The following is a 24,327-nucleotide window of genomic DNA, read 5'->3' as shown; positions in this document are numbered from 1 at the left end:
TCTATATTAACACGTTTATGCGTTAAAGTCCGGTGAATTCCGCACGGTTTTTGCACCGGTTCGGGCTTTTTCATCGCTATTCTACAGATCCTGCTTCTGCAGCTCTTTCCAGACGATCTTGTTGCTGTATTTCTTCTCCACGCTGACATCCTCGCCGAACCAATCGGGAGCCTGAAAAGCCTGGCATTCCTCCAACGACTGGAATTCCACCTCGATGACAGTCAGCTTCAACTGCTCGTAGACGTCGATTTCCACAATCACACCGTTCATATCGGCGGTAATCCGCTCCTTGATCAGCGGAACCGCATGGACCGCATCGATCATCTGCTTGTAGAGTCCCTGCGAAATTTCATACTCCACTTCCTCACGGCTGACGCCAAGCCCATTCTTGAAGGTATGCGTATAGTGTACGTCTCCCGAATTCAGGTCCGCAAGCTTACGAACCCGCAGCTCCTGCGGCCCGTCAATCGCCAGATAAGTCTGTTCGATGCGCTGACGGCTCAGGACCCGAAGAAGTCCTTCATCAATGAGCCGCTGCGGGAACTCCGGAAGCAGAAATTTGCGTTCAATCTCCATTGCCATCTGCAGTCTCTCCCTTATAGGTGAATATGTCGAAAACAATACGTGAATGCCCGCCTATTCGGGTATTCTATCCTAATAGAAGCCGGGTTCACCAGGCTAATAAATTGTAAAATGACGGGGATAGGAAGTCAATCATGGCTAAAGTTTGGTAAAATAGAGAAATCGGCGCACCGCTTCGCGCCAGTCCAACATATACGGAGGCAACTTTTGTGGATTATATCATTCTGGATATTGAATTTAACGGCCGCAAGTTCGCAAGCGAGCATCCCATGGAGGTTATCGAAATCGGCGCTGTGCGCCTGGATGCCTCCCTTCGTCAGGTTGACGAGTTCACCTCGCTGATCAAGCCGGTCTATTTCTCCACCTTAAACTCCTTTATTAAGAAGAAGACGGGCATTCCCCAGGAAGAAATCGATATTGCTCCCCGCTTCCCCAAAGTGATATCCGCTTTCCGGCGCTGGCTGGACCAGAGCCAGGACGGCGTGCTGCTGCTGACCTGGGGCGGAGAGGACATGAAGCGTATCATTCAGGATACCCGCATGCACAAGCTCGACGATACCTACTGGATGACCACGCCTTATTACGATCTGCTGAAGGGCCTTCTCCGGGCAAAAGGTCTCAAAAACGACATCAGCGTCGAAGGAGCACTGCAGCTGCTGGAGCTTGAACCCGCAGGTTCCGCCCACCGTGCGCTTGGCGACGCCCGCATGACATCCGAGATCTTCCGTGCGCTGTTCGAAGAGCTTGATCTGGACCAGGTAAAATATTACGAGGATACGTTCTCGAACGCACGGGAGCGCAAGACAGTCAAAATCGCGATCAAAGCGATGCGGGGCCAAAAAATCACGCCGACCTGGGACCTCGTCAGGGAGCATTATTTTGACGGCAAAGTCCCGCTGGACGACCCGCGCAAAGCCGAGGAGCTGGAGCGCTATTTCGAAACGGAAATAGCCAAGTCCCCCGCTCCGGCCGTCCATACAGAGAGACCGCTCCGGACCAACCAGCCCGTTCGGAACGAATAGAACGGATAAAGAACCCACATGACGAACCGCTCAGCTATCTATTCCTATGTTTGAAAAAAAGTCCCCGCCAAGTGTTGACCTTAACGTTGCGTAAAGGTGTACATTGGTTGTGCGAGGGAGGTGCCCGTCACGGAATACACAGTGCAAAAGCTCGCCAGGCTGGCGGGAATCAGCGCGCGCACGCTGCGATATTACGATGAATTCGGCATATTGAAGCCGGCGAGGCTGAGCTCCTCCGGCTACCGGATTTACGGCCCGGCCGAGGTGGATCTGCTGCAGCAGATTTTGTTCTACCGGGAGCTCGGGCTCGGGCTGGAGGACATCAAAGCTATCGTCACTTCTCCCTCGTTCGACGCCGCAGCCGCACTGCAGGAGCATCACAGCCGGCTGCTGGAGAGAAGAACGCAGCTCGACCATCTGATCCGCAATGTGGAGATGACGCTGGCCGAGCGGGAAGGAAGGATATCGATGAGCGACAGCGAGAAATTCGAAGGGTTCAAGCAGGACATGATCAAGGAGAACGAGCAGAAATACGGCAAGGAGGCCCGCGCCAAGTACGGCGACGAAGCCGTCAACCGGTCGAACGCGGCCTTCGCCAAGCTGACCAAGGAAGAATTCGAAACCCTGCAGAAGGTAGAGGAGGATATGTTCGCCGCCCTTGCCGAAGGCATGGCGGAGGGCGATCCCGCCGGACCGGCCGCGCAGCGGGCCGCCGGGCTGCACCGCCAGTGGCTGACCGCCCACTGGGGACAGTACTCGCCGGAGGCCCATGCCGGAGTCGCCACAATGTATGTGGACGACGAGCGCTTCACGGCCTACTACGACAAGCGGGGACCGGGAATCGCCCGGTTCCTCCGCGACGCCGTGCTGGTCTACACGGCCGCCCAGGGCAAGTAGCACACGGAATACGGGAATAACAAAGATAGAGGCGCAGGGGACAGTCCCTGCGCCTCTTTTTGTCGGCGGCATATGATCTCTACCCCGGCAAGCGATCTGCGTTCCCTTCTTCGGCCAGCCCGCTCAGGGCCGCCGCAGGACGCTCAGCATGCTCATCGTCATTGCCGATCCTCATTCATGCGAATCCTCATGCTGATCCTCACTTCTGAGCGATTTACTCCGCGTGACCCGCCTCCACCCTCTCCTCCATTTGTTTGTACAACCGGATCTTATCCTCTACCTTCTCCATGTCCTCCTTCAGTCTCTCCAGCTGCCGCCTTACCCTCTCCTGGTGTTCCTCCAGCATTAACCGGCGTTCCGTCACGGTCGAATCTCCCGCGCTGCGCAGATCGGAATAACGCTTCATCTCCTGAATCGGCATATCCATATCCCGCAGCAGTCTCAGAAACCGTACCCATTCCACATCGCGCTCCGTATAGCTGCGGTAGCCCTGGCCATCCCTGGAGACCGGGGCAAGCAACCCGGCCTTCTCGTAATACCTCAGAGTATGGGCGGTGAGTCCCGTGAGCTCCGACATCTCCCGAATATTCAGTGTCTTGTTCATTCTTTTATTTTATCACAAAGACGGGGTTGCTTTAGAGTGCGCTCTAAGCAGTAAGCTGATTCCGAGACACAGCGCAAGCTGATAAAAGGGAGGAAATAGAGTATGGACAAACAACGTTATGAGCGGGGCTGGGAGAAACTGATGGAAATCGACGGGGAAGGCGGGCAGCGGGTTATCGAATCGCTCAAGGAAATCGCCCCCGATCTCGGAAGCTATGTCGTGGAGTTCGCCTTCGGCGACATTTACTCACGCGGCGGTCTGGATTTGAAATCCCGCCAGTTGATTACCATCGCGTCCCTGCTGACACAGGGAGGCTGCGAGCCGCAGCTCACCGTGCATCTGAATGCCGCGCTGAATGTCGGCTTAACCCCTGCCGAAATTGTTGAAGGCATTATGCACTGCGTGCCTTATACGGGCTTCCCCCGGGTACTGAACGCTGTGCTGACCGCCAAAGCCGTCTTTCAGGAGCGCGGAGTAACCGGGCCGGGAGCAGCAAGCCGGGAGTGACCGCCCAAGGAGTAAGCAGCCAAGTGAGTGGGCGACCAAGTGAGTAAGCGCCAAGAAGCAAGCGGGCAGAAGGGGCGGCTAGCCCCGCCCTCCGCCCTCTCACACCGCCATTCATCACACCGTACATGCATACCGGTTCGCGTATTGGCAGCTTAGCCTTCGGCAAATTCCTTACTGTCCGGCATTACCTTGCTGCCCGGTCTTTTTAAATTCCGCTACCGTGTTGCAAATTCCAGGCTACAAATTCTGGTGCATCAGCTCCAGCAGCCCCCGGAGCTCAGCCACCGGCAGTTGTCCCGGCGCGGACGCCTTCTTCGCCGAACCGAAGGTAAGCGCGGAGCCGAACAGCTCGCCGGCCAGCCGGCTGATCATCCCCTTTCCGGCCATCGACATCGTAATAATCGGCCGGTCCGCGAACTGTTCATTCATGATGCGCGTCGCATCAAGGAGAGTCAGCACATCGCCGGCATGAAGCGGCATCACTGCGATTTTCGGCAGATCGCCGCCAAGCTCCTGCATTTTCCGGAGACGCGCAACGATCTCCTCCTTGGACGGCGTCTTGTGAAAATCATGATTGGAGACCACGACTCGGACACCGTGCTCATGCGCCCATTCAATCAACGGCGCCACAATGTCGTCTCCGGCGAAGAGCTCCACATCTATCAGATCAACCATGCCGCTCTCGGCGGCGGCCCGGTTCAGCTTGGCGTAATACTCATTGGAAATCTCCCGTTCGCCGCCCTCCCGGGCGCTTCGAAACGTAAAAATCAGCGGAATACCGGGAATCGCTTCCCGTATGCCGCCAAGCGCAGACAGGACGGCCTCCAGATTCTCGGCTTCCTCAAAGAAATCGATCCTCCACTCCGCCACATCCGCTCCCAGCGTCAGCAGCTCTTCCGCTTCCCGCACCAATTCTTCGGCCGTCGCCCCGACCAGCGGGACGCATATTTTGGGCATTCCTTCTCCTATGACAACATCCTTCACTATTACCGTGCCGGCCATTCCCTTCACTCCTTGAACGTTCTTTCGATGCTTCTCCCTCTACGGTAACGCATATTGCCCGGAAGCGCCAGCGCAGACTTCCACCTGCTATTAACGAAATAGGGGGCATCCCGACTGTTGCCAGGACAAGGTTCATCCAGACTATTGCCCGGAAGCGCATAGAGTTCTACTGACGATTAGTAAGTGAAATTTTTCACATATTATGCTGGTTGAAAATGGTATGCTTAAATTCAATCCTCTTTCATTTCATGATTATCCTTCAGCAAGGAGGGCACCACGTTGAATTTGAAGCATCTTCAATACTTCCGCGTCATCGCCGAATTGGAACATATTACCCAGGCGGCAGCCCGGTTATCCATCACTCAACCCAGCCTCAGCCATGCCGTTTCCGAATTGGAACGGGAGCTGGGCACCACTCTCTTCGAGAAGCAGGGACGCAATATCCGTCTGACCAAATACGGAAAGCTGTTCCTGGAATATGTGAACCGTGCTCTGGAAGAGCTGGATAAGGGCGAGAAAATGATGCGCGAGCTTGCCGACCCCTGTGGCGGAAGAATTGATCTGGCCTTCACTTATGCGCTAGGAAGCCAATTTATTCCCCAGATTGTCCAAGCCTTCTCCGAAGAGGAGGCTAACCGGAAAATTGCGCTCTCCTTTCACGAAGGAAATGCCAAACATCTGCTTCAGGGTTTGAAGGAGGACCGGTTCGATCTCGTATTCTGCACCAATGAGGAGCGCGATTCCGAGATTGAGTTCATTCCGCTGCTGGAGCAAGAGCTGGTGCTGGTTACACCGCTTGGACACCCGCTGGCTGAATACGATAGCGTTAACCTCAAAGAAACCGAGGCTTATCCCTATATCTCGTTCAGTTCCCGGAACGGCATGCGCCAGGTGATCGACACCCTGTTCGATAAGGCCCGCATCAAACCGAGAATCGCCTGTGAAATCGAGGATGAGAATGCGGCCGCCGGACTCGTCTCGGCAGGCTGCGGCATCACGATCCTCCCCCGCAGTGCCATGCTGGATCACTATAAGGTCAAGGTCTTGCCCATCACCCATCCGATCTACCGCCGGTATATCTGCATGGCCCAGGTCAAGAACCGCTATCTGTCCCCGGCTGCCACCCAGCTTCGGGATTTCGCCGTCGCGAAATTCGGAAGCATTCCGGAGCCGGAGGCGTTCATGCAGCTTTAGGCCCTGTCAGGCTTTGGCCCGCTCGCGCAGAAACCGCTCGGTCTCCTCGCGGTCAGGCAGAGAGGGAATGGCGCCCTCCCTGCCTACGGTCAAAGCCCCTACAGCGTTCGCGAAACCGACCGCTTCACGCAGGGAGAGCCCCTTCGCCAGCTGTACCGCAAGCGCACCATTAAAAGAATCCCCGGCCGCCACCGTATCCACCACCTTGGCCGGGTAGCCCGCAATAACTTCAGCCCCCTCTTCCGTCACGATAAGGGCGCCTTTGGAACCTAGCGTTACGATGACGTGGCGGGCTCCTTTGCCGAGCAGAATCCGGGCGGCCTTCTCCGCGTCTGACGGGTTCTGTACTGGCATGCCCGCCATCAGGGCAACCTCGGTTTCATTGGGCGTCAGATACGTTATATAAGGCAGAATCTCGGGACCGATCTCCTTGGCCGGAGCGGGATTCAGGATGACCGGCACGCCATGCTTATGAGCCAGGCCGGCAGCCTTCACCGTCATGTTATAATCGCTCTCCAACTGAAGCACAAGCATATCCGCGCCCGCGATGAGTTCTTCCATTCCCTTCAGATCTTCGGCGGACAGCTCCAGATTAGCTCCCGGAACGATGAGAATACGGTTCTCCCCGCTCTCCTCCACAACAATTGAAGCTACGCCGGTTGGCGAACTTGCACTAGTCCTTAAAAATTCCGTATGTATGCCTTCCCGTTCCATAATGTCCCGAAGCTCGCGGCCAAACGCGTCGTCTCCCACCGTGCCGGCCATCGTGACGTCACCGCCCAGCCTTGCCGCTGCAACCGCCTGATTGGCTCCCTTTCCGCCTGGGCTGAGAGAGAAGCTTCTGCCCATCAGCGTCTCTCCCGCCTGTGGAGCCCTGTCTGTCCGTACCACCATATCCATATTCAAGCTGCCGATTACCAGAATGCCCATAGTCACCCTCGTTTCTGTTCTTGACTTCCGCTGTCCGTCTTAGGCTGATGGCCCACACTCCACACATATTCAGAATGATCTTTATATTATAGGGCATATTATAGGCCGAAAGCGGCCTGAAGCGCCACTATCCGAAATGGACTGCATCGGCCGGTTTTTAGACTGTATATCACACTTAAAAATCCCAGAAATTAGAAAAAAAGAGTCTAATATTGTGCAAACGTTTCTATACACTATATCAGCAAGCGTTAACAACGACTTTTTTTCTATGTTTTTCCTCTAAAAATGTGCTAAAATAGCTTCGAAACTTAGTTTTTTCTGTGCAAACCATTTCATAACTTAGGAGGCCTGTTTGTGAGCGACAAGAAACTGCCGACAGTAGCGTATTTCAGTATGGAGTATGGTCTGGATTCCGATTTTAAGATGTATGCCGGAGGACTTGGTATTCTGGCGGGAGATTACATTAAAGGGGCCAAGGACATTGACGCGCCGATCGTCCCGATTGGCCTGAAATGGAAGCAAGGTTACACGGATCAGAAGATTGGAGACGACGGCAGGCCTTACGACTCTTACTACAACTACGTTTACGATTTTCTGGAAGATACGGGTGTAAGCGTTACCGTCAAAGTGCGTGAGACCAACGTAATCTGTAAAGTCTGGAAATGCGACCAGTTCGGCAACAACCCGCTTTATCTGCTTGACACTGATATTCCAGAGAACGGAGATGCGTGGATCACGGGACAGCTCTATGGCTGGTTCGGCGAGGAGCGTATCGCGCAGGAAATCGTGCTCGGCATTGGCGGCGTCAGAGCGATGCGCGCCCTCGGCATTGAGATCGATGTGTATCATTTCAACGAAGGCCATGCGGCGCTTGCGGCAACGGAGCTGATCCGCGAGAAGATGTGCGGAGGCAGCAGCTTCGAGGAAGCCTGGAAGGCTACCCGGGAAGAGGTCGTCTTCACCACTCATACCCCGATCAAAGAAGGGAATGAGGAGCATCCGCTGGGCCGCCTGGAATACATGGGAGCCTACAACGGCCTTACCCGTGACCAGATGGAGCGGATAGGCGGAAGCCCGTTCAATATGACGGTTGCCGGCCTGCGGCTTGCCCGTATTTCCAACGGCGTGGCCAAGCTGCATGGAGAGACTTCCAACCTGATGTGGAAGGAAGTTGCTGGCAGATCGCCCATCATTGCCATTACTAACGCCATTCATACGCCTACGTGGGTAGACGAGCGCATCACAGCCGCTTATGAACAGAACGGCGATCTATGGGCCACTCATATGGAGATCAAGCGGGAGCTCCTGTCCTTTATTGAGAAGCGTACTAGCATAAGCTTGAATCCGGACAACCTGCTGATCGGTTTCTCCCGTCGTGCGGCGCCTTATAAGCGCAGTGATTTGATTTTTTCACGTCCGGACCTTATCGAGCCTTACCTGGAGGATGGCAAAGTCCAGATCGTCTTCTCCGGCAAAGCCCATCCTTTGGACGATACCGGCAAAAAAATCGTTACCAACCTGGTGTCCATGATGAAAAAGTATCCTAAGAGCGTCGTATTCCTGGAGAACTACGATATGACGATCGGGGCGAAGCTGACCCGGGGCTCGGACATCTGGCTGAACAACCCGCGCAGACCGCTGGAAGCCAGCGGCACCTCCGGCATGAAAGCAGCCATGAACGGCGTTCTCAACTGCTCCATTCTGGACGGCTGGTGGCCGGAAGCGTGCATTGACGGCGAGAACGGCTGGCAGATCGGGGACGGCTTCCAAACGAAGGACTTCGAGGAGCTGGACCGCCATGACAGTGAGGCCTTGTACGACACTCTGCTGAATCGCGTTCTTCCCGTCTACTACGATAATCGGAGCAAGTGGGTAGAGATGATGCGCAAGAGCATTGAGACGACACGCACGGAATTCGCCACCAAGCGGATGCTGGAAGAATACTACGACCTGATGTACATCAAGGGCTAAAAGCCTTTTGGACCTTAATTCCATACCTCATTAAAACCAAAAGCGTGCCGGATTTCGAGGCCGCTGAAGAACTTACAGTTTTTCAATCTTGGTGAGAAGTGAATACGTAAAAAAGACATCCATTCCCAGTATATGGGGGAGGGTGTCTTCTTTTTAGGGGCGTATTGCTCCTTATCCTTACTCTGCTATCTTTAATATTCGTTTTAGGTTTACAGCAAATATGGCCATCGCACCTTGTAACTGCATGCCAAGCAGACCCGAGGATATCGCTACATCATACCCGTGTCCATGTTTAAGCTCACTGTTCTTCGCTTCAATTTTGTAACGTTCCTTCGCTTTTGTCTTAAAATACTCCGTTTCCTGGAACGCCATCTGCTCCGTGTGCTCTTCAGATTTAATCGTTACGGAGTAGGTCTTGCTCTTGGCTCCTTCTTTGTAGCAGCCTTCCCTAAGCGGGCAACGCTTGCATTGATCCACATCAAAATAATAGGTAGTCTGCTGGTTTTGGCCCTCGCCCTTCTTGCCTTGCCGAGCCTTCCGAATGGCCATGTGTCCAGCTGGACATACGTACATGCCTGCATCTTTGTTGAACAAAAATTCGTCTTCTTTCTTTCGCGCGCCCTGCGTAATGAGCGGATTTAGTTTGGAAACCAGTTCAATTTCATTTGTTTTCGTGTAAGCAATATTTCCTTTTTCTGAATAGGCTGTATCCCCAATCACCGTTTTGACCTGCATGCCAGCCGCTACGCTCTTTTCGATGAGCGTCTGCAATTGCTTGCCGTCATTCTGTTCGCCTGTTGTAATTACAGCCGCTGTAATGATCCGTTCTTCGGTCATCGCAAGATGAGTTTTGTATCCAAAAAACGCGGAATCTGCACTCTTATGTCCCACGCGCGCATCCGGATCTGCCGCCAAACGAAGCTGCTCAACATCATCCGCAACCGTTTCTTTTAGCAGGTTGAGCGGCTCCAGAATTTTGGGCACCTGTGCAATGCCGCTCTCGTTTTCGATGAAGTGGACGAGTTTTTGGCAGTATGTAAGTTCATCCTCGAGTTCGCTCGTCGTATTCTTTGCCGGCATCTTGGCCTTGGCCGATTCATCCATGGTATACACGGCTTTTCGTAATTTACGTGCACGGTCTTGCAAAATTTCTTGGGGCGTTTTTTGGTTGTAGCGTGCTTTCGTATGCGTTGCGTCGACGATGATGGAGTTGCTCTTCAGGATATTCTGCTCGATGGCAAGTTCTACGGTCTTACCAATGAGCATGTCCAAGAGATTCATGTCTTTCAACCGCAGTTTACGGAATTTCGTCAGAGAACTGGGGTCGATTACCGAGTCTTCTGGTGCCATGCCAAGAAAAAATTTGAACGAGAGGTCGTACTTTGAACGCTCAACAATATCTACGTCAGACAATTCAAAGATTGCCTTCAGAAGCAAGTATTTAAACATGCGAATAGGGTCAATGGCGTTGCGTCCATTGTCCAAGCAGTATTTCTTTTCGAGTTCCTCGTATATGAAAGTGAAGTCCACCAAATCGTTAATTTGACGAAGCATATTGTCCTTTGGTACAACGATGTCATACAATGCCGCGTAAGGACTCAGGATTAAAGTTTGTTGTTGCCGTATCATCCGCACTCACCCGCTTTTCGTTATGACTCCATTATACAGAAAAAGGTACAGCCTCTTCAATTTAATTGAAAGACTGTACCTTTTTCTATGAGATGGACTTTTTCAGTGGCCTCCCGGATTTCCGGCCGCTTTTTTTCGTGTATATCCCTCATCCATTTTTATTAATTAAAATTATTATAAAAAAGCTTGATTTTTTAAATTATAATTATTATCATCTATCTATATTAGGATTTATACTTAATCTAATAACAAAACAACACGAAAGGTGACTGATCTCATGACTTACGATAACAGCCGCCTCACAACTAGCTGGGGAGCGCCTGTAGGAGATAACCAACATTCGATGACCGCCGGTTCCCGGGGACCTGCACTGATCCAGGATGTCCACCTGCTGGAGAAGCTGGCTCATTTCAACAGAGAACGCATCCCCGAGCGGGTCGTTCATGCCAAGGGCGCGGGAGCGCATGGTTATTTTGAAGTCACGGGAGACGTTTCTTCTTATACCAAAGCAGCCTTTCTGTCTCAGACCGGCAAGCGTACGCCTATGTTCATCCGTTTCTCCACCGTGGCAGGCGAGCTCGGCTCCGCCGATACAATCCGCGACCCGCGGGGCTTTGCGGTGAAATTCTACACGGAAGAAGGCAACTATGATCTGGTCGGCAACAATACGCCCGTCTTCTTCATTCGGGACGCCATCAAGTTTCCGGACTTCATTCATACGCAGAAGCGGCATCCGCAGACCCATCTGAAGAACCCGACGGCAGTCTGGGATTTCTGGTCCCATTCCCCCGAGTCGCTTCACCAGGTTTCGATTCTGATGTCTGACCGCGGCATTCCCGCAACTCTGCGCCACATGCACGGATTCGGCAGCCATACGTTCAAGTGGGTGAACGCTGAAGGGAACGCGGTGTGGGTCAAGTATCACTTTAAGACTGAACAGGGCGTAAAGAATATGGATGTCGATGTTGCGGCCAAAATAGCAGGAGAGCATCCGGATTACCATACCGAGGATCTGTTCAACGCCATTGCCAACGGCGACTACCCGTCCTGGAAACTGTATGTGCAGATTATGCCGCTTGAAGACGCAAATACGTACCGGTTCGATCCATTCGACGTAACCAAAGTGTGGTCGCAGAAGGATTATCCGCTGATCGAGGTTGGCCGCATGGTGCTGGACCGAAATCCGGAGAACTATTTTGCGGAAGTGGAGCAGGCTACATTCTCTCCGGGTTCGTTCGTTCCGGGCATTGAGGCTTCACCTGATAAAATGCTTCAGGGCCGCCTGTTCGCCTACTCCGATGCTCATCGCTACCGGGTCGGTCCGAACCATAACCAGCTGCCTATTAACCGTCCGCAATGTCCGGTGCATAACCATCAGCGCGATGGCGCCATGGCTTACGGCGATAACGGCGGAGCCTCCGTCTACTATGAACCGAACAGCTTCGGCGGTCCCAAGGAATCTCCGGAGCATCGCACCGCTCCGTTTGAGGTGTCCGGCCAGGCAGACAGTGTCGCCTACGACCATGACGACCATTATACACAGCCCGGGGATTTGTACCGGCTGCTGAGCGAGGACGAACGCGCCCGGCTTGTGCGTAACATTGTGGATTCCATGAGACCGGTCGAGCTTGTGGATATTAAATTGCGCCAAATCGGCCATTTCTACAAAGCGGACCATGAGTTCGGAACACGAATTGCCGAGGGACTGGGATTAACTGTTCCATCCGAGCTCTAATATCCCCAGTCTATCCCCATTGCGTGGATAAAGGGCGGGTTATCCCCGGTTCCCTTGTGAGTACAAACAGCGCAGGATCGTTGATCCTGCGCTGTTGTTGTTAATAACTATTTTCTTGTTAAGCATCCGAAGTCTCTACCCCGCACATCCGTGCTTCCGGCAGCTGCTCCTTCAGTTCTTCGATAAATTGCTGAAACGCACTCGTCATATAGAGATCACGCCGCCGTATGAAGACCGTCGGTACCTCCCCATATCTCTCCGGAAAAGGATAACAGCGGATGCCGTCCTTGACGTTCAGCTTGTTATAATACGATACAGGCAGCACCGCATAGCCGATCCCGGCTTTTACACAGCCCAGAAGCCCTTCCATCGTCCCGAACTGCATGACATTGGCCAGACGGTAGCCCTCGTCCCGAAGCCATTCTTCCAACTGCATCCGGTACATACAATCCAGGTTCAGAATCAGCAGCGTCTTGTCCTGTACAGTCCGAAGACCGCAAAAATCCATCGTTTCCGGAACAATCAGTCCTAACCGCTCGTTAATGATCAGTTCCTGAATAATATCCGGATGCTCGACCGGTCCATCCACAAAAGCGCCGTTAACCGAATACTGCAGGACGGAATTGATGAGTTGATCGGTTAATCCGATCTCCAGGTGGACTTCCACCTCGGGAAATTTGCCGCGATAGGCGGATAAAATAGGGGGCAAACGTATGGCCGCCGTCGTATCGGAGCCAACTGTAATGGAGCCTTTGGGAACCGGCGAGTCCACGACTGCTTTTTCCGCCTCTTCCAACAGGTTCAAGATCTTCTCGGTATACGTCATCAATGTCTGACCCGCTGAAGTCAGCGTAATGCCCCGGCTGTGCCGGTAAAAAAGCGGTGTCTTCAGCTCCTGCTCCAGCTGCTGAATTCTTGCCGTCACATTCGATTGCACATAATTAAGACTCTGAGCCGCTTTAGAAATGCTCCCTTCTTCCGCTACCGCCATAAATACCTTCAGAAGGCCAATATCCATCCCGGCACGCTCCCCTCTATTTTAGCTATCAGTCAAGGTGATGACCTCTATCATTTCCCTTCATTATACATGATCCTCCTCTTTCGATTATGATGAAATTACACAAGATATACATCTTAAAGGAGTGGAAGTCATGGAAAATAAATGCTGGCATTTTAAGGTACCCGGAACTGGAGAAAGTGAAGAAATCGTGATCGACACCAAGGATATCAATAGCGTATATGACGTCCTGAGAATGCTCAGAGGTGCAGAGGAAGCTGCCTCCGCCAACATCCCCTGGCTTCCCTCCCGGAAACGGAAAAAGACATCAACGAGAAGCCCGAAGTCGAGCAAAAATAATCGTGGATATGAATGTGTGTGAGGATAACGAAGTGGGCATTTTTTAAATATAGGAATAAAAAAAGGCCTCTGCAGCGCAGAGGTCTTGTTGATGAAGTAAGCGGGTGATGGGAATCGAACCCACGCTATCAGCTTGGAAGGCTGAAGTTCTACCATTGAACTACACCCGCAAATATAAGGAAAATCGGGATGACACGATTCGAACATGCGACCCCCTGGTCCCAAACCAGGTGCTCTACCAAGCTGAGCTACATCCCGTTATAAAGAGTGAAGGTGAAACTAGGATCATTCAATGATTTTATTGATGGCGCGCCCTGAGAGATGCGGACACTTCGTGTCCGACTGCGAAGCAGCCCTAACGAAGCTTAAGCTCCGACGAACTCTTTCGTTCGAATCAGGTGACGCTTGGATCATTCAATGATGTATAGATGGCGCGCCCTGAGAGATTCGAACTCCCGACCTTTTGATTCGTAGTCAAACGCTCTATCCAGCTGAGCTAAGGGCGCATCTATATGGAGCGGACGACGGGAATCGAACCCGCGACCCTCGCCTTGGCAAGGCGATGCTCTACCGCTGAGCCACGTCCGCGTATTAAGATGGTGCGGTCGAGAGGACTCGAACCTCCACGGGGGGTTAGCCCACACGGACCTGAACCGTGCGCGTCTGCCAATTCCGCCACGACCGCATGTAACAATGGTGAGCCATGAAGGACTCGAACCTTCGACACCCTGATTAAAAGTCAGGTGCTCTACCAACTGAGCTAATGGCTCGCATATAATGGCTGGGGATATAGGATTCGAACCTATGCGTGACGGAGTCAAAGTCCGTTGCCTTACCGCTTGGCTAATCCCCAATAAATCGGACTTGCCTGTAAGTTAATGGGGCGATCGATGGGACTTGAACCCACGAATGCCGGAGCCACAATCCGGTGCGTTAACCCCTTCGCCACGACCGCCATGCACTAAAAATGGTTTGAAAGGCTGTGTAAAATCAGGTAAATCAAATGGCGGAACCGACGGGATTCGAACCCGCGATCTCCTGCGTGACAGGCAGGCATGTTAGGCCTCTACACCACGGTTCCACGTTTAAGTACTGCTAGGCTCCCCGGAAAGTAATCGGAATACGCTACAAGCATATCATCACTTTTTGGGGAGAATTGCGGGGGCAGGATTTGAACCTGCGGCCTTCGGGTTATGAGCCCGACGAGCTACCGGGCTGCTCCACCCCGCGTCAGTAAAATTATATTATTGTTATTAGCCCCAGCCAAGCATTCGAAGCCGTAGCTTCACTTTTTTGGGAATAATCATGGTGGAGGCTGAGGGGATCGAACCCCCGACCCTCTGCTTGTAAGGCAGATGCTCTCCCAGCTGAGCTAAGCCTCCATATTGGTGACCCGTAGGGGATACGCCTCGCAAGCGAGCCGACTGCGATGCATTCCTTACGATGTCTACGCTCCGACGAACCTTTAGGGGTTCTCATCCCCATTCGAAGAAGCAAATATGACCCGTAGGGGATTCGAACCCCTGTTACCTCCGTGAAAGGGAGGTGTCTTAACCCCTTGACCAACGGGCCGTGCTAATTAAGAATATTGCTTTTTCCATTCGAATCTGGAAGATCCAACGGAGAGAGAGGGATTCGAACCCTCGAGACGCTTTTGACGCCTACACGATTTCCAATCGTGCTCCTTCGGCCAACTCGGACACCTCTCCATGATAGGTAAGGTACCCCGGAAAGCAATAAGCTAAACATTTCACTTTTGCTTTCCGGAGAGTAACTCCCCGAACAGGACTCGAACCTGTGACAACTCGATTAACAGTCGAGTGCTCTACCAACTGAGCTATCAGGGACCATGGTGGGCCTTAGTGGACTCGAACCACCGACCTCACCCTTATCAGGGGTGCGCTCTAACCAGCTGAGCTAAAGGCCCTTTTAGGACACTATGTAAAATAGCTTAAGATTACCGCTTGGCAGCGTCCTACTCTCCCAGGACCCTTCGGTCCAAGTACCATCGGCGCTGGAGGGCTTAACGGTCGTGTTCGGGATGGGTACGCGTGGAACCCCTCCGCCATCGCCACCAAACGGGCATTTGCGGTACAAATGCATATTCAGGCTTGATCACCTGAAAACTGGATCGAAACGAATCTTGCGTCTTGCCCTTTTCGGGGTCTTCTTGGATAAGCCCTCGACCGATTAGTACTGGTCAGCTCCATGCATTGCTGCACTTCCACCCCCAGCCTATCAACCTTGTCGTCTTCAAGGGGTCTTACGTATTGGGAAATCTCATCTTGAGGGGGGCTTCACGCTTAGATGCTTTCAGCGCTTATCCCGTCCGTACATAGCTACCCAGCCGTGCTCCTGGCGGAACAACTGGTGCACCAGCGGTACGTCCATCCCGGTCCTCTCGTACTAAGGACAGCTCCTCTCAAATTTCCTGCGCCCACGACAGATAGGGACCGAACTGTCTCACGACGTTCTGAACCCAGCTCGCGTACCGCTTTAATGGGCGAACAGCCCAACCCTTGGGACCTACTTCAGCCCCAGGATGCGATGAGCCGACATCGAGGTGCCAAACCTCCCCGTCGATGTGGACTCTTGGGGGAGATAAGCCTGTTATCCCCAGGGTAGCTTTTATCCGTTGAGCGATGGCCCTTCCATGCGGTACCACCGGATCACTAAGCCCGACTTTCGTCCCTGCTCGACTTGTGGGTCTCGCAGTCAAGCTCCCTTCTGCCTTTGCACTCTTCGAATGATTTCCAACCATTCTGAGGGAACCTTGGGACGCCTCCGTTACGCTTTAGGAGGCGACCGCCCCAGTCAAACTGCCCGCCTGACACGGTCCCCGTACCCGATAAGGGTACCAGGTTAGAACCTAGATACGATCAGGGTGGTATCCCAACGTCGCCTCCACCGAAGCTGGCGCTCCGGCTTCCTAGGCTCCCACCTATCCTGTACAGATCGTACCCAAGTTCAATATCAAGCTGCAGTAAAGCTCCATGGGGTCTTTCCGTCTTGTCGCGGGTAACCTGCATCTTCACAGGTATTAAAATTTCACCGGATCTCTCGTTGAGACAGCGCCCAAGTCGTTACGCCATTCGTGCGGGTCAGAATTTACCTGACAAGGAATTTCGCTACCTTAGGACCGTTATAGTTACGGCCGCCGTTTACTGGGGCTTCGGTTCACAGCTTCGGGTTACCCCTAACCGCTCCCCTTAACCTTCCAGCACCGGGCAGGCGTCAGCCCGTATACTTCGCCTTGCGGCTTCGCACAGACCTGTGTTTTTGCTAAACAGTCGCTTGGGCCTTTTCACTGCGGCCCCCTCGGGCTACTCACCCTACCGAGGCACCCCTTCTCCCGAAGTTACGGGGTCATTTTGCCGAGTTCCTTAACGAGAGTTCTTCCGCGCGCCTTAGAATTCTCTTCTCGCCTACCTGTGTCGGTTTGCGGTACGGGCACCTTCTCCTGGCTAGAGGCTTTTCTTGGCAGTGTGAGATCATGACCTTCGCTACTATAATTTTCGCTCCCCATCACAGCCCAGCCTTACGGTGTACGGATTTGCCTATACACCAGCCTCGCTGCTTAGACGGACATCCATCAGTCCGCGTCACTACCCTCCTGCGTCCCCCCATTGCTCATAACGGATTATGGTGGTACAGGAATATCAACCTGTTGTCCTTCGACTACGCCTTTCGGCCTCGCCTTAGGTCCCGACTGACCCTGAGCGGACGAGCCTTCCTCAGGAAACCTTGGGCTTTCGGCGGATCAGATTCTCACTGATCTTTTCGTTACTCATACCGGCATTCTCACTTGTGTACTGTCCACCAGTCCTCTCGGTCCAGCTTCAACCTATACACAACGCTCCCCTACCCCTGGATCGACTTCACTCCTGCCTCGAAGCCTTGTGTTTATCCCCTGGGAACCATTTGGCCTCAAGCCTGGATTCACGGCTCTTCGGCAAACCTGTTCTTGTGATAAACACCGCCTCAAAGAAGCAGTGAAGTCGATCCAAGCCATAGCTTCGGTGGTGTGTTTAGCCCCGTTACATTTTCGGCGCAGAGTCACTCGACCAGTGAGCTATTACGCACTCTTTAAATGGTGGCTGCTTCTAAGCCAACATCCTGGTTGTCTGTGCAACTCCACATCCTTTCCCACTTAACACACACTTGGGGACCTTAGCTGATGGTCTGGGCTGTTTCCCTTTTGACAATGGATCTTAGCACTCACTGTCTGACTCCCGGTTAATCAGTCTATGGCATTCGGAGTTTGACTGAGCTTGGTAACCCTTGCGGGCCCCGCACCCAATCAGTGCTCTACCTCCACGACTGTCATTTCCGAGGCTAGCCCTAAAGCTATTTCGGGGAGAACCAGCTATCTCCGAGTTCGATTGGAATTTCTCCGCTACCCCCACCTCATCCCCGAACTTTTCAACGTTCGTGGGTTCGGGCCTCCAGTGCGTGTTACCGCACCTTCACCCTGGACAGGGGTAGATCACACGGTTTCGGGTCTACGTCCACGTACTCATTCGCCCTATTCAGACTCGCTTTCGCTGCGGCTCCGGCTCCTCGCCTTAACCTTGCACGTTAAACGTAACTCGCCGGTTCATTCTACAAAAGGCACGCCATCACCCCTAAAATGGGCTCTGACTTCTTGTAAGCACACGGTTTCAGGACCTGTTTCACTCCCCTTCCGGGGTGCTTTTCACCTTTCCCTCACGGTACTGTTTCACTATCGGTCGCCAGGGAGTATTTAGCCTTGGCAGATGGTCCTGCCGGATTCATACGGGGTTTCACGTGCCCCGCACTACTCGGGATCCGTCTCGGAGGGAACAGACTTTCAACTACAGGGCTTTTACCTTATCCGGCGGGCCTTTCCAGACCTCTTCGTCTACCCTGTTCCTTTGTAACTCCATGTGAGACGTCCCACAACCCCAGGGAGCAAGCTCCCTGGTTTAGGCTGTTCCGCGTTCGCTCGCCGCTACTGACGGAATCACTCTTGTTTTCTCTTCCTCAGGGTACTTAGATGTTTCAGTTCCCCTGGTCTGCCTCTTCATTGCCTATGTATTCAGCAATGAGTGACTGTGCATTACCACAGCCGGGTTTCCCCATTCGGACACCCCCGGATCAACGCTTGCTTACAGCTCCCCGAGGCGTTTTCGTTGTTCGCCACGTCCTTCTTCGGCTCCTGGCGCCTAGGCATCCTCCGTGTGCTCTTACTAGCTTAACCAACGCTCTGGCGTTTGGCTGTTTCTGCTCCGCTTGGTGGAACCTCTTCTCCGCCGCTCACGCTGCTTCGAACACCGCTTCCATCCAAATTCGCTCCAACATCCAAACCCCTTCGCTTAAGCACTCTTACAAACTTCGCTTGCTAGACACAAGCTCAGCTCAAAGGAATGTTCTAAAACGCAATTTTCGTTTCGGTATCCAGTTTTCAAGGATCAATCCTTTGAAATCTTGGGTCGATCACGGAATGTGCCGATGAAGATTTCAAAGGTGTTCGGTTAGGCACAGCCTAAACGGACACTTCTTTTTGAGAGCTTGAACTCTCAAAACTGACCAACGAGTGAGCAAGTTGGAAGCTAAGCTTCCGATTTGAATGTTTCCGCTACGGGAAACGATTCTCCATAGAAAGGAGGTGATCCAGCCGCACCTTCCGATACGGCTACCTTGTTACGACTTCACCCCAATCATCTACCCCACCTTCGGCGGCTGGCTCCCTTACGGGTTACCCCACCGACTTCGGGTGTTGTAAACTCTCGTGGTGTGACGGGCGGTGTGTACAAGACCCGGGAACGTATTCACCGCGGCATGCTGATCCGCGATTACTAGCAATTCCGACTTCATGCAGGCGAGTTGCAGCCTGCAATCCGAACTGAGACCGGCTTTATAAGATTGGCTCCACCTCGCGGTTTCGCTTCCCGTTGTACCGGCCATTGTAGTACGTGTGTAGCCCAGGTCATAAGGGGCATGATGATTTGACGTCATCCCCACCTTCCTCCGGTTTGTCACCGGCAGTCACTCTAGAGTGCCCAGCCTGACCTGCTGGCAACTAAAGTCAAGGGTTGCGCTCGTTGCGGGACTTAACCCAACATCTCACGACACGAGCTGACGACAACCATGCACCACCTGTCTCCCCTGTCCCGAAGGCCTACGCTATCTCTAACGTATTCAGGGGGATGTCAAGACCTGGTAAGGTTCTTCGCGTTGCTTCGAATTAAACCACATACTCCACTGCTTGTGCGGGTCCCCGTCAATTCCTTTGAGTTTCAGTCTTGCGACCGTACTCCCCAGGCGGAGTGCTTACTGTGTTAACTTCGGCACCAAGGGTATCGAAACCCCTAACACCTAGCACTCATCGTTTACGGCGTGGACTACCAGGGTATCTAATCCTGTTTGCTCCCCACGCTTTCGCGCCTCAGCGTCAGTTACAGCCCAGAAAGTCGCCTTCGCCACTGGTGTTCCTCCACATCTCTACGCATTTCACCGCTACACGTGGAATTCCACTTTCCTCTTCTGCACTCAAGCCATCCAGTTTCCGATGCGACCACAGGTTGAGCCCATGGTTTAAACACCAGACTTAAATCGCCGCCTGCGCGCGCTTTACGCCCAATAATTCCGGACAACGCTTGCCCCCTACGTATTACCGCGGCTGCTGGCACGTAGTTAGCCGGGGCTTTCTTCTCAGGTACCGTCACTTCTCTAGCAGTTACTCTAGAGAACGTTCTTCCCTGGCAACAGAGCTTTACGATCCGAAAACCTTCATCACTCACGCGGCGTTGCTCCGTCAGGCTTTCGCCCATTGCGGAAGATTCCCTACTGCTGCCTCCCGTAGGAGTCTGGGCCGTGTCTCAGTCCCAGTGTGGCCGTTCACCCTCTCAGGTCGGCTACGCATCGTCGCCTTGGTGAGCCGTTACCCCACCAACTAGCTAATGCGCCGCAGGCCCATCCCTCAGTAACAGATTGCTCCGTCTTTCATCCTTTCCTCAGGCGAAGAAAGGAATTATCCGGTATTAGCTACCGTTTCCGGTAGTTATCCCAGTCTGAAGGGCAGGTTGCCTACGTGTTACTCACCCGTCCGCCGCTAAGTTAATCCGGAGCAAGCTCCTTCATAACTCCGCTCGACTTGCATGTATTAGGCACGCCGCCAGCGTTCGTCCTGAGCCAGGATCAAACTCTCCATTAAATACGCGACTTCGTCGCGTCGCCCGTTCCGGAATGGGTCGATCTCAGCTGAGCCGATCATTCCGGAACGAGTATAGAAAGAGCTGATTTGCTCATTTTGAATCTGACGAGAATTAAATTCTCTTTAAATACTCACTCGTTGTTCAGTTTTCAAAGATCAAGCTTCTATTAAGACTTTCATTGTCGCTTCGATTTCGCATCAGCAACTCTTATATCTTATCACAACCAAGTCATCAACGCAAGCTTTTTTTATTTCTTTTTTTGAATCAGCAGCTCGTGTTTCTTGGCCGGAATTTGAATATACCACATGTCACAATAAATACGCAAGAGCTTTTCAAAAAAAATAAAAAGAGTTGATTTCACAACTTGCGAAATCAACTCTTTGGGGTTCCCTTAGGTTAAGTTATACAGCCTCACTTATTAGTAATACTTAGCGCCCGTATATTTGCTGGCGAGCTTGGTGATGCTGCCGGTTGCCTGCTTGGTCTTGCCAAGCCCTGCATCCACTGTCGTGTCGATTGTGACCCATTGGCCGTCAATCAGTACTTCATTCCAGGCATGGTACGCAGTTACGTAGCTGCTCTGCCCCATAACGAGCTTCGTCGGCACATCCACACTGCGCAGCATGGCGGCGAAGAGAGAAGCGTAATCATAGCAGATGCCCTTCTTCGTAGCGAGCGTGTTATCAATGCTCGGGATGTAATCCGTAGTTACATTGGCGGCAAGATCATAATCGTATTTGACATTCGAAACTACATAGTTATAGATAGCTGTTACTTTATCTTTATCGGTAGCCGCGTTCTGTGTAAGCTGTTTAGCTTTCTGAATAGCGCGGTCGGATGGACTCCAATTAATGTTCTGAACAGAACTTAAATATACGGCATTCGGGTCGGTGAGGGACAGTTCGATGGAATCGGAATCAATCAGCTTGTACTTGTTGCCTGTAGTGTTCTCCATGATCGATACTTTATAGGTGCCGTTTCCGAGCTGAAGCGGGAAGCTTTCATCCGACTTGGACGCATACAGGTTATACGTGTAGCTGCTGCCGTTCTTGGTGATCATCAGTTTGGTCTTTTTATTCTGAGGGACGGAATAATGAATTCCAATAACACCTTGGCCTATATTCGAGGTATCGAGCCATTCCGCACTTGCGAAGGCTTTAGGGGCAAACTGGATAGACCCAGCAATTACAAACAAAGAAAGAATAAAGCCGTAAAGCTTCTTCATATGAAAAACTCCTTTCGGTAGCTGGCTGCCATCCTTACGGGAAGGCCCTCTAGCTTTGCGTCCCTGCCTTTCGACAGGTTTGCCGTTATCGTGGAATCTCCACCTTACATAAAAAAGAACAACTCCCATTTTCATACTGTACGACTAAACAAAAAAAGCCTCTCATTCGGTAGCTGGCTGCCATCCTTACGGGAAGGCCCTTTAGCTTTGCGTCCCTGCCTTTCGACAGGTTTGCCGTTATCGTGTTTAGCTTTCTATGAATAGAGTACCATATTTTAATAGTTAAGAAAATAGTTATCTAGGAAAAATCGCCTAGATTTTTATTTATTTTTTTCGAAAAAGGGCTTATGCATCAAGTTTGGCATGAATAATCAGACGATGAGTCGGATTAATTAGCGGATCGCAAGTAATTAAAGTAAGAATCCGGTCTTTATTGTTTCCTTCCAGCACCGAGATATCCGTCGGCTCTACTACCAGGATCTCATAGACCTTATACTCCAAGTCTTCGCTCTTGGTCTTGATTGTAATGGTATCGCCAATCTTCACTTCACCCAGTCTATTGAACAATCTGCCTTTGGTATGCGCCCGATGTGCGGCGATGGCCGAATTGCCGACTTCCCCTAGCGGTGCGGTTTCGGTCATATGAACGGCGGCATGTCTCATGTTCGCTTTGGTCGCCCCCTCCAGAACGGGAAGCTTCACATCTATGGAGGGAATTTCGATCAGCGCAATCGCCTTTTCATCGCCGGCCGGATCGCTTTCAGCCTCCGAGAGCTGATCCTGCTCATTGAGAGCCGATTCATCCGCAAGAAGCTGCGTCACCTTGGCATATTTCAATCTGAGATCAGGGTCTGCGGCAGTCCCACCGGCAACCTCGCTCTGCTTCGGACTCTGGTCAAAGCTCTGCTCCGCTTGCTCCAGCAGCCGCTGCTGCTTCCAGTCTTCGAACCATTCGCTCCCCTTGGGGTAGAGTATCAGAAGCAGACCGGCGATGATGATAATATAGGACAGCTTCCGCATGGGTCTCCTCCTATCGCTGTTCAATGTTCGATCCCGGAGCCGGCACAGTCTCCTTGGGAGCGGTGAATACCCACTTCCGGCTGCCGAAAAAGTTAATAATGACCGTCACGAACGTAACCAGCACCTTGGCAACCAGCTCCTGCAGGCCAAATCGGTCGATCAGCAGGCTCATCAGCAGCAGAGAGATGCCAAGCACAACCAGGTTCAGCACCACAAACCGGATAAGCTGCATATGGTCGAAGCCCTCTTCTTTGCTCCGCTGGCGGTCCTTAAATGTAATCTTGCTGTTCAGAATAAAGCTGTTGGCCGTTCCCGCACTGTAGGAAATAATTTGCGCCCCGATATAGAATAAGCCTAATACCCCATTCAGCAATGCGAACACAGCCATATCGACGAGCGTATTAAGCAGACCAACAATATTGAATTTCACGAACTGGATGAAGTCACGTTTGAAATTCTGGTTATTCATACCGCCCATCCTTTCGCAAATGCCGGGCCTCCTCGTTCAGAAGCTCGATTTCTTCGGCTTTCAATTTCCGGTAACCTACCGTCTGACGGACGATATACAGCGGACGGCCTTTGGATTCGTCGTAAATCCGTCCGATATACTCCCCTATTACCCCAAGGATCATCAGTACGATCCCGTTGAACAGCAGGTTCACGCCGACGATGGATGCCCAGCCGGGCACCGTGTGGTCGGTGAATAACCTCTGCATCAGAACGACGAATAAATAGATGAAACTGGAGATTGAGAGCGCAAAGCCCAGATAAGAAGCAATCTTAAGGGGCTTATGGGAAAAAGAAGTGATGCCGTCGAGCGCGAAGCGGATCATTTTCTTAAGCGGATATTTCGTCTCGCCCGCAAAACGCTCCTCACGCACATATTCCACGCTCGCCTGACGGAAGCCTACCCAGCTTACCAGCCCCCGGACGTACCGGTTCTTCTCCTTCAGATCCCGCATTACATCGGCCACCTTGCTGTCAATCAGCCGGAAATCGCCGGTATCCGTCGGAATGTCGACGCTGGTCATGCTGCTGAGCAGACGGTAGAACACTTTAGCGGTCGTCTTTTTGAACAGGGTCTCGCCATGGCGCTTCAGCCTTTTGGCATACACCACCTCATACCCCTGCTTCCACTTCGCGATCATCTCCAAAATAACCTCCGGCGGGTCCTGCAGATCGGCATCGATCACCACAACCGCGTCGCCCTCCGCATAGTCCATTCCCGCCGTAATAGCGATCTGATGCCCGAAATTCCGGGAGAAGTCGATCAGCTTGACATTCGGATCGTTGTCCGCGATATCCTGGATGATGGCCGCCGTCCTGTCACGGCTACCGTCGTTCACGAACACCAGCTCATACGGTTCGCCGGTGTTGTCCATTACCTGCTTCAGACGCTGATGTGTATGCGAGATGACTTGTTCTTCATTATACATCGGGATGACGACGCTGTACCTGGCTTTCATTTCTTTTC

16 protein-coding genes, 15 tRNA genes, 3 rRNA genes and 2 riboswitches are annotated in these 24,327 nt (G+C 52.5%); of the genes, 6 read left to right on the top strand and 28 right to left on the bottom strand.

From position 1 onward, the window contains the following. Nucleotides 1–81: 81 nt before the first annotated feature. The gene (locus PSTEL_RS03645; protein WP_038693535.1) at nucleotides 82–582 is read right to left on the bottom strand and encodes a CYTH domain-containing protein; all 501 of its coding nucleotides are present in this window, start codon (nucleotides 580–582) and stop codon (nucleotides 82–84) included. Between the two features lie 209 nt (nucleotides 583–791). On the opposite strand from PSTEL_RS03645, the gene PSTEL_RS03640 reads away from it, so the two are divergent. Together PSTEL_RS03640 and PSTEL_RS03635 are read left to right on the top strand one after the other, a co-directional pair. Beyond that, the gene (locus PSTEL_RS03640) at nucleotides 792–1,604 is read left to right on the top strand and encodes a 3'-5' exonuclease (protein ID WP_052098172.1); all 813 of its coding nucleotides are present in this window, start codon (nucleotides 792–794) and stop codon (nucleotides 1,602–1,604) included. A gap of 96 nt (nucleotides 1,605–1,700) precedes the next feature. Next, complete coding sequence (locus PSTEL_RS03635) at nucleotides 1,701–2,501, top strand: MerR family transcriptional regulator (RefSeq protein WP_245625065.1); 801 nt, start codon at nucleotides 1,701–1,703, stop codon at nucleotides 2,499–2,501. Nucleotides 2,502–2,715: 214 nt separating this feature from the next. On the opposite strand, the gene PSTEL_RS03630 is transcribed toward PSTEL_RS03635, so the two are convergent. After that, nucleotides 2,716–3,105 (bottom strand): MerR family transcriptional regulator, encoded by a 390-nt coding sequence (locus PSTEL_RS03630; RefSeq protein WP_038693531.1) that lies wholly within the window; start codon nucleotides 3,103–3,105, stop codon nucleotides 2,716–2,718. Nucleotides 3,106–3,207: 102 nt separating this feature from the next. Between PSTEL_RS03630 and PSTEL_RS03625 the strand changes: the two genes are divergently transcribed. Beyond that, complete coding sequence (locus PSTEL_RS03625; protein WP_038693530.1) at nucleotides 3,208–3,612, top strand: carboxymuconolactone decarboxylase family protein; 405 nt, start codon at nucleotides 3,208–3,210, stop codon at nucleotides 3,610–3,612. Between the two features lie 237 nt (nucleotides 3,613–3,849). Here the strand turns inward: PSTEL_RS03625 and aroD are convergent, their stop codons facing one another. Further along, nucleotides 3,850–4,614 (bottom strand): type I 3-dehydroquinate dehydratase, encoded by a 765-nt coding sequence (aroD, locus tag PSTEL_RS03620; RefSeq protein ID WP_038693529.1) that lies wholly within the window; start codon nucleotides 4,612–4,614, stop codon nucleotides 3,850–3,852. A gap of 279 nt (nucleotides 4,615–4,893) precedes the next feature. Here aroD and PSTEL_RS03615 point away from each other — a divergent pair, with 279 nt between their 5' ends. Further along, the gene (locus PSTEL_RS03615; protein WP_038693528.1) at nucleotides 4,894–5,808 is read left to right on the top strand and encodes a LysR family transcriptional regulator; all 915 of its coding nucleotides are present in this window, start codon (nucleotides 4,894–4,896) and stop codon (nucleotides 5,806–5,808) included. Between the two features lie 6 nt (nucleotides 5,809–5,814). Here PSTEL_RS03615 and rbsK read toward each other — a convergent pair whose 3' ends face one another. Beyond that, nucleotides 5,815–6,738 carry a ribokinase gene (rbsK, locus tag PSTEL_RS03610; protein ID WP_038693526.1) on the bottom strand — a complete coding sequence of 308 codons (924 nt, stop codon included), beginning with the start codon at nucleotides 6,736–6,738 and terminating at the stop codon, nucleotides 5,815–5,817. Between the two features lie 354 nt (nucleotides 6,739–7,092). Here rbsK and glgP point away from each other — a divergent pair, with 354 nt between their 5' ends. Continuing rightward, nucleotides 7,093–8,709 (top strand): alpha-glucan family phosphorylase, encoded by a 1,617-nt coding sequence (gene glgP / locus PSTEL_RS03605; protein WP_038693524.1) that lies wholly within the window; start codon nucleotides 7,093–7,095, stop codon nucleotides 8,707–8,709. Nucleotides 8,710–8,886: 177 nt separating this feature from the next. Here the strand turns inward: glgP and PSTEL_RS03600 are convergent, their stop codons facing one another. Then, complete coding sequence (locus tag PSTEL_RS03600) at nucleotides 8,887–10,338, bottom strand: IS1182 family transposase (RefSeq protein WP_038692958.1); 1,452 nt, start codon at nucleotides 10,336–10,338, stop codon at nucleotides 8,887–8,889. Between the two features lie 277 nt (nucleotides 10,339–10,615). Between PSTEL_RS03600 and katA the strand changes: the two genes are divergently transcribed. Beyond that, nucleotides 10,616–12,073 carry a catalase KatA gene (gene katA, locus PSTEL_RS03595; RefSeq protein WP_038693522.1) on the top strand — a complete coding sequence of 486 codons (1,458 nt, stop codon included), beginning with the start codon at nucleotides 10,616–10,618 and terminating at the stop codon, nucleotides 12,071–12,073. Between the two features lie 118 nt (nucleotides 12,074–12,191). Here the strand turns inward: katA and PSTEL_RS03590 are convergent, their stop codons facing one another. The 23 genes from PSTEL_RS03590 to PSTEL_RS03475 all read right to left on the bottom strand — a co-directional run bounded on the left by PSTEL_RS03590 (nucleotide 12,192) and on the right by PSTEL_RS03475 (nucleotide 24,319). Further along, nucleotides 12,192–13,091, bottom strand: coding sequence for a LysR family transcriptional regulator (locus PSTEL_RS03590; RefSeq protein ID WP_038693521.1), 900 nt, complete (start codon nucleotides 13,089–13,091; stop codon nucleotides 12,192–12,194). Nucleotides 13,092–13,529: 438 nt separating this feature from the next. Then, nucleotides 13,530–13,600: transfer RNA gene (locus PSTEL_RS03580), tRNA-Gly, on the bottom strand. A 14-nt stretch (nucleotides 13,601–13,614) separates the two neighbouring features. Beyond that, a tRNA-Pro gene (locus tag PSTEL_RS03575) sits at nucleotides 13,615–13,688 on the bottom strand. Nucleotides 13,689–13,859: 171 nt separating this feature from the next. Next, a tRNA-Arg gene (locus tag PSTEL_RS03570) sits at nucleotides 13,860–13,936 on the bottom strand. 7 nt (nucleotides 13,937–13,943) lie between these two features. After that, a tRNA-Gly gene (locus PSTEL_RS03565) sits at nucleotides 13,944–14,018 on the bottom strand. Nucleotides 14,019–14,027: 9 nt separating this feature from the next. Beyond that, a tRNA-Leu gene (locus tag PSTEL_RS03560) sits at nucleotides 14,028–14,115 on the bottom strand. A 9-nt stretch (nucleotides 14,116–14,124) separates the two neighbouring features. Then, nucleotides 14,125–14,200 (bottom strand) — tRNA-Lys (locus PSTEL_RS03555). Nucleotides 14,201–14,208: 8 nt separating this feature from the next. Beyond that, nucleotides 14,209–14,283, bottom strand: a tRNA-Gln gene (locus tag PSTEL_RS03550). Nucleotides 14,284–14,309: 26 nt separating this feature from the next. Then, nucleotides 14,310–14,385 (bottom strand) — tRNA-His (locus PSTEL_RS03545). A 49-nt stretch (nucleotides 14,386–14,434) separates the two neighbouring features. Then, nucleotides 14,435–14,511: transfer RNA gene (locus PSTEL_RS03540), tRNA-Asp, on the bottom strand. A 75-nt stretch (nucleotides 14,512–14,586) separates the two neighbouring features. Then, a tRNA-Met gene (locus PSTEL_RS03535) sits at nucleotides 14,587–14,660 on the bottom strand. 76 nt (nucleotides 14,661–14,736) lie between these two features. Further along, nucleotides 14,737–14,812 (bottom strand) — tRNA-Val (locus PSTEL_RS03530). A 118-nt stretch (nucleotides 14,813–14,930) separates the two neighbouring features. Continuing rightward, nucleotides 14,931–15,002: transfer RNA gene (locus PSTEL_RS03525), tRNA-Glu, on the bottom strand. Between the two features lie 48 nt (nucleotides 15,003–15,050). After that, nucleotides 15,051–15,139, bottom strand: a tRNA-Ser gene (locus PSTEL_RS03520). Nucleotides 15,140–15,204: 65 nt separating this feature from the next. Beyond that, nucleotides 15,205–15,277, bottom strand: a tRNA-Asn gene (locus tag PSTEL_RS03515). 3 nt (nucleotides 15,278–15,280) lie between these two features. After that, nucleotides 15,281–15,357, bottom strand: a tRNA-Ile gene (locus tag PSTEL_RS03510). Between the two features lie 35 nt (nucleotides 15,358–15,392). Continuing rightward, nucleotides 15,393–15,509 (bottom strand): 5S ribosomal RNA (rrf, locus tag PSTEL_RS03505). A gap of 91 nt (nucleotides 15,510–15,600) precedes the next feature. Next, nucleotides 15,601–18,651 (bottom strand): 23S ribosomal RNA (locus tag PSTEL_RS03500). A gap of 401 nt (nucleotides 18,652–19,052) precedes the next feature. Beyond that, nucleotides 19,053–20,607, bottom strand: a 16S ribosomal RNA gene (locus PSTEL_RS03495). The 16S, 23S and 5S rRNA genes sit together here with 15 tRNA genes alongside, the layout of an rRNA operon. Nucleotides 20,608–21,026: 419 nt before the next feature. Further along, the gene (locus tag PSTEL_RS03490) at nucleotides 21,027–21,833 is read right to left on the bottom strand and encodes a transglutaminase-like domain-containing protein (protein ID WP_038693517.1); all 807 of its coding nucleotides are present in this window, start codon (nucleotides 21,831–21,833) and stop codon (nucleotides 21,027–21,029) included. A gap of 13 nt (nucleotides 21,834–21,846) precedes the next feature. After that, a riboswitch (cyclic di-GMP riboswitch) is annotated at nucleotides 21,847–21,927 on the bottom strand. A gap of 71 nt (nucleotides 21,928–21,998) precedes the next feature. Continuing rightward, a riboswitch (cyclic di-GMP riboswitch) is annotated at nucleotides 21,999–22,079 on the bottom strand. Nucleotides 22,080–22,178: 99 nt separating this feature from the next. Continuing rightward, complete coding sequence (locus PSTEL_RS03485) at nucleotides 22,179–22,853, bottom strand: class D sortase (protein WP_038693515.1); 675 nt, start codon at nucleotides 22,851–22,853, stop codon at nucleotides 22,179–22,181. Between the two features lie 10 nt (nucleotides 22,854–22,863). Then, complete coding sequence (locus PSTEL_RS03480; RefSeq protein ID WP_052099120.1) at nucleotides 22,864–23,322, bottom strand: GtrA family protein; 459 nt, start codon at nucleotides 23,320–23,322, stop codon at nucleotides 22,864–22,866. After that, nucleotides 23,315–24,319: a glycosyltransferase family 2 protein gene (locus PSTEL_RS03475; protein WP_038693513.1), complete on the bottom strand. Its 1,005-nt coding sequence runs from the start codon at nucleotides 24,317–24,319 to the stop codon at nucleotides 23,315–23,317. The genes PSTEL_RS03480 and PSTEL_RS03475 overlap by 8 nt, the downstream gene beginning before the upstream one ends. Between the last annotated feature and the right edge of the window lie 8 nt (nucleotides 24,320–24,327).

This window comes from Paenibacillus stellifer, from assembly GCF_000758685.1.
Classification (GTDB): Bacteria; Bacillota; Bacilli; order Paenibacillales; family Paenibacillaceae; genus Paenibacillus_AQ; species Paenibacillus_AQ stellifer.
Note: the sequence above shows the minus strand (reverse complement) of the source record. Positions and strands in the feature narration are given on the sequence as shown.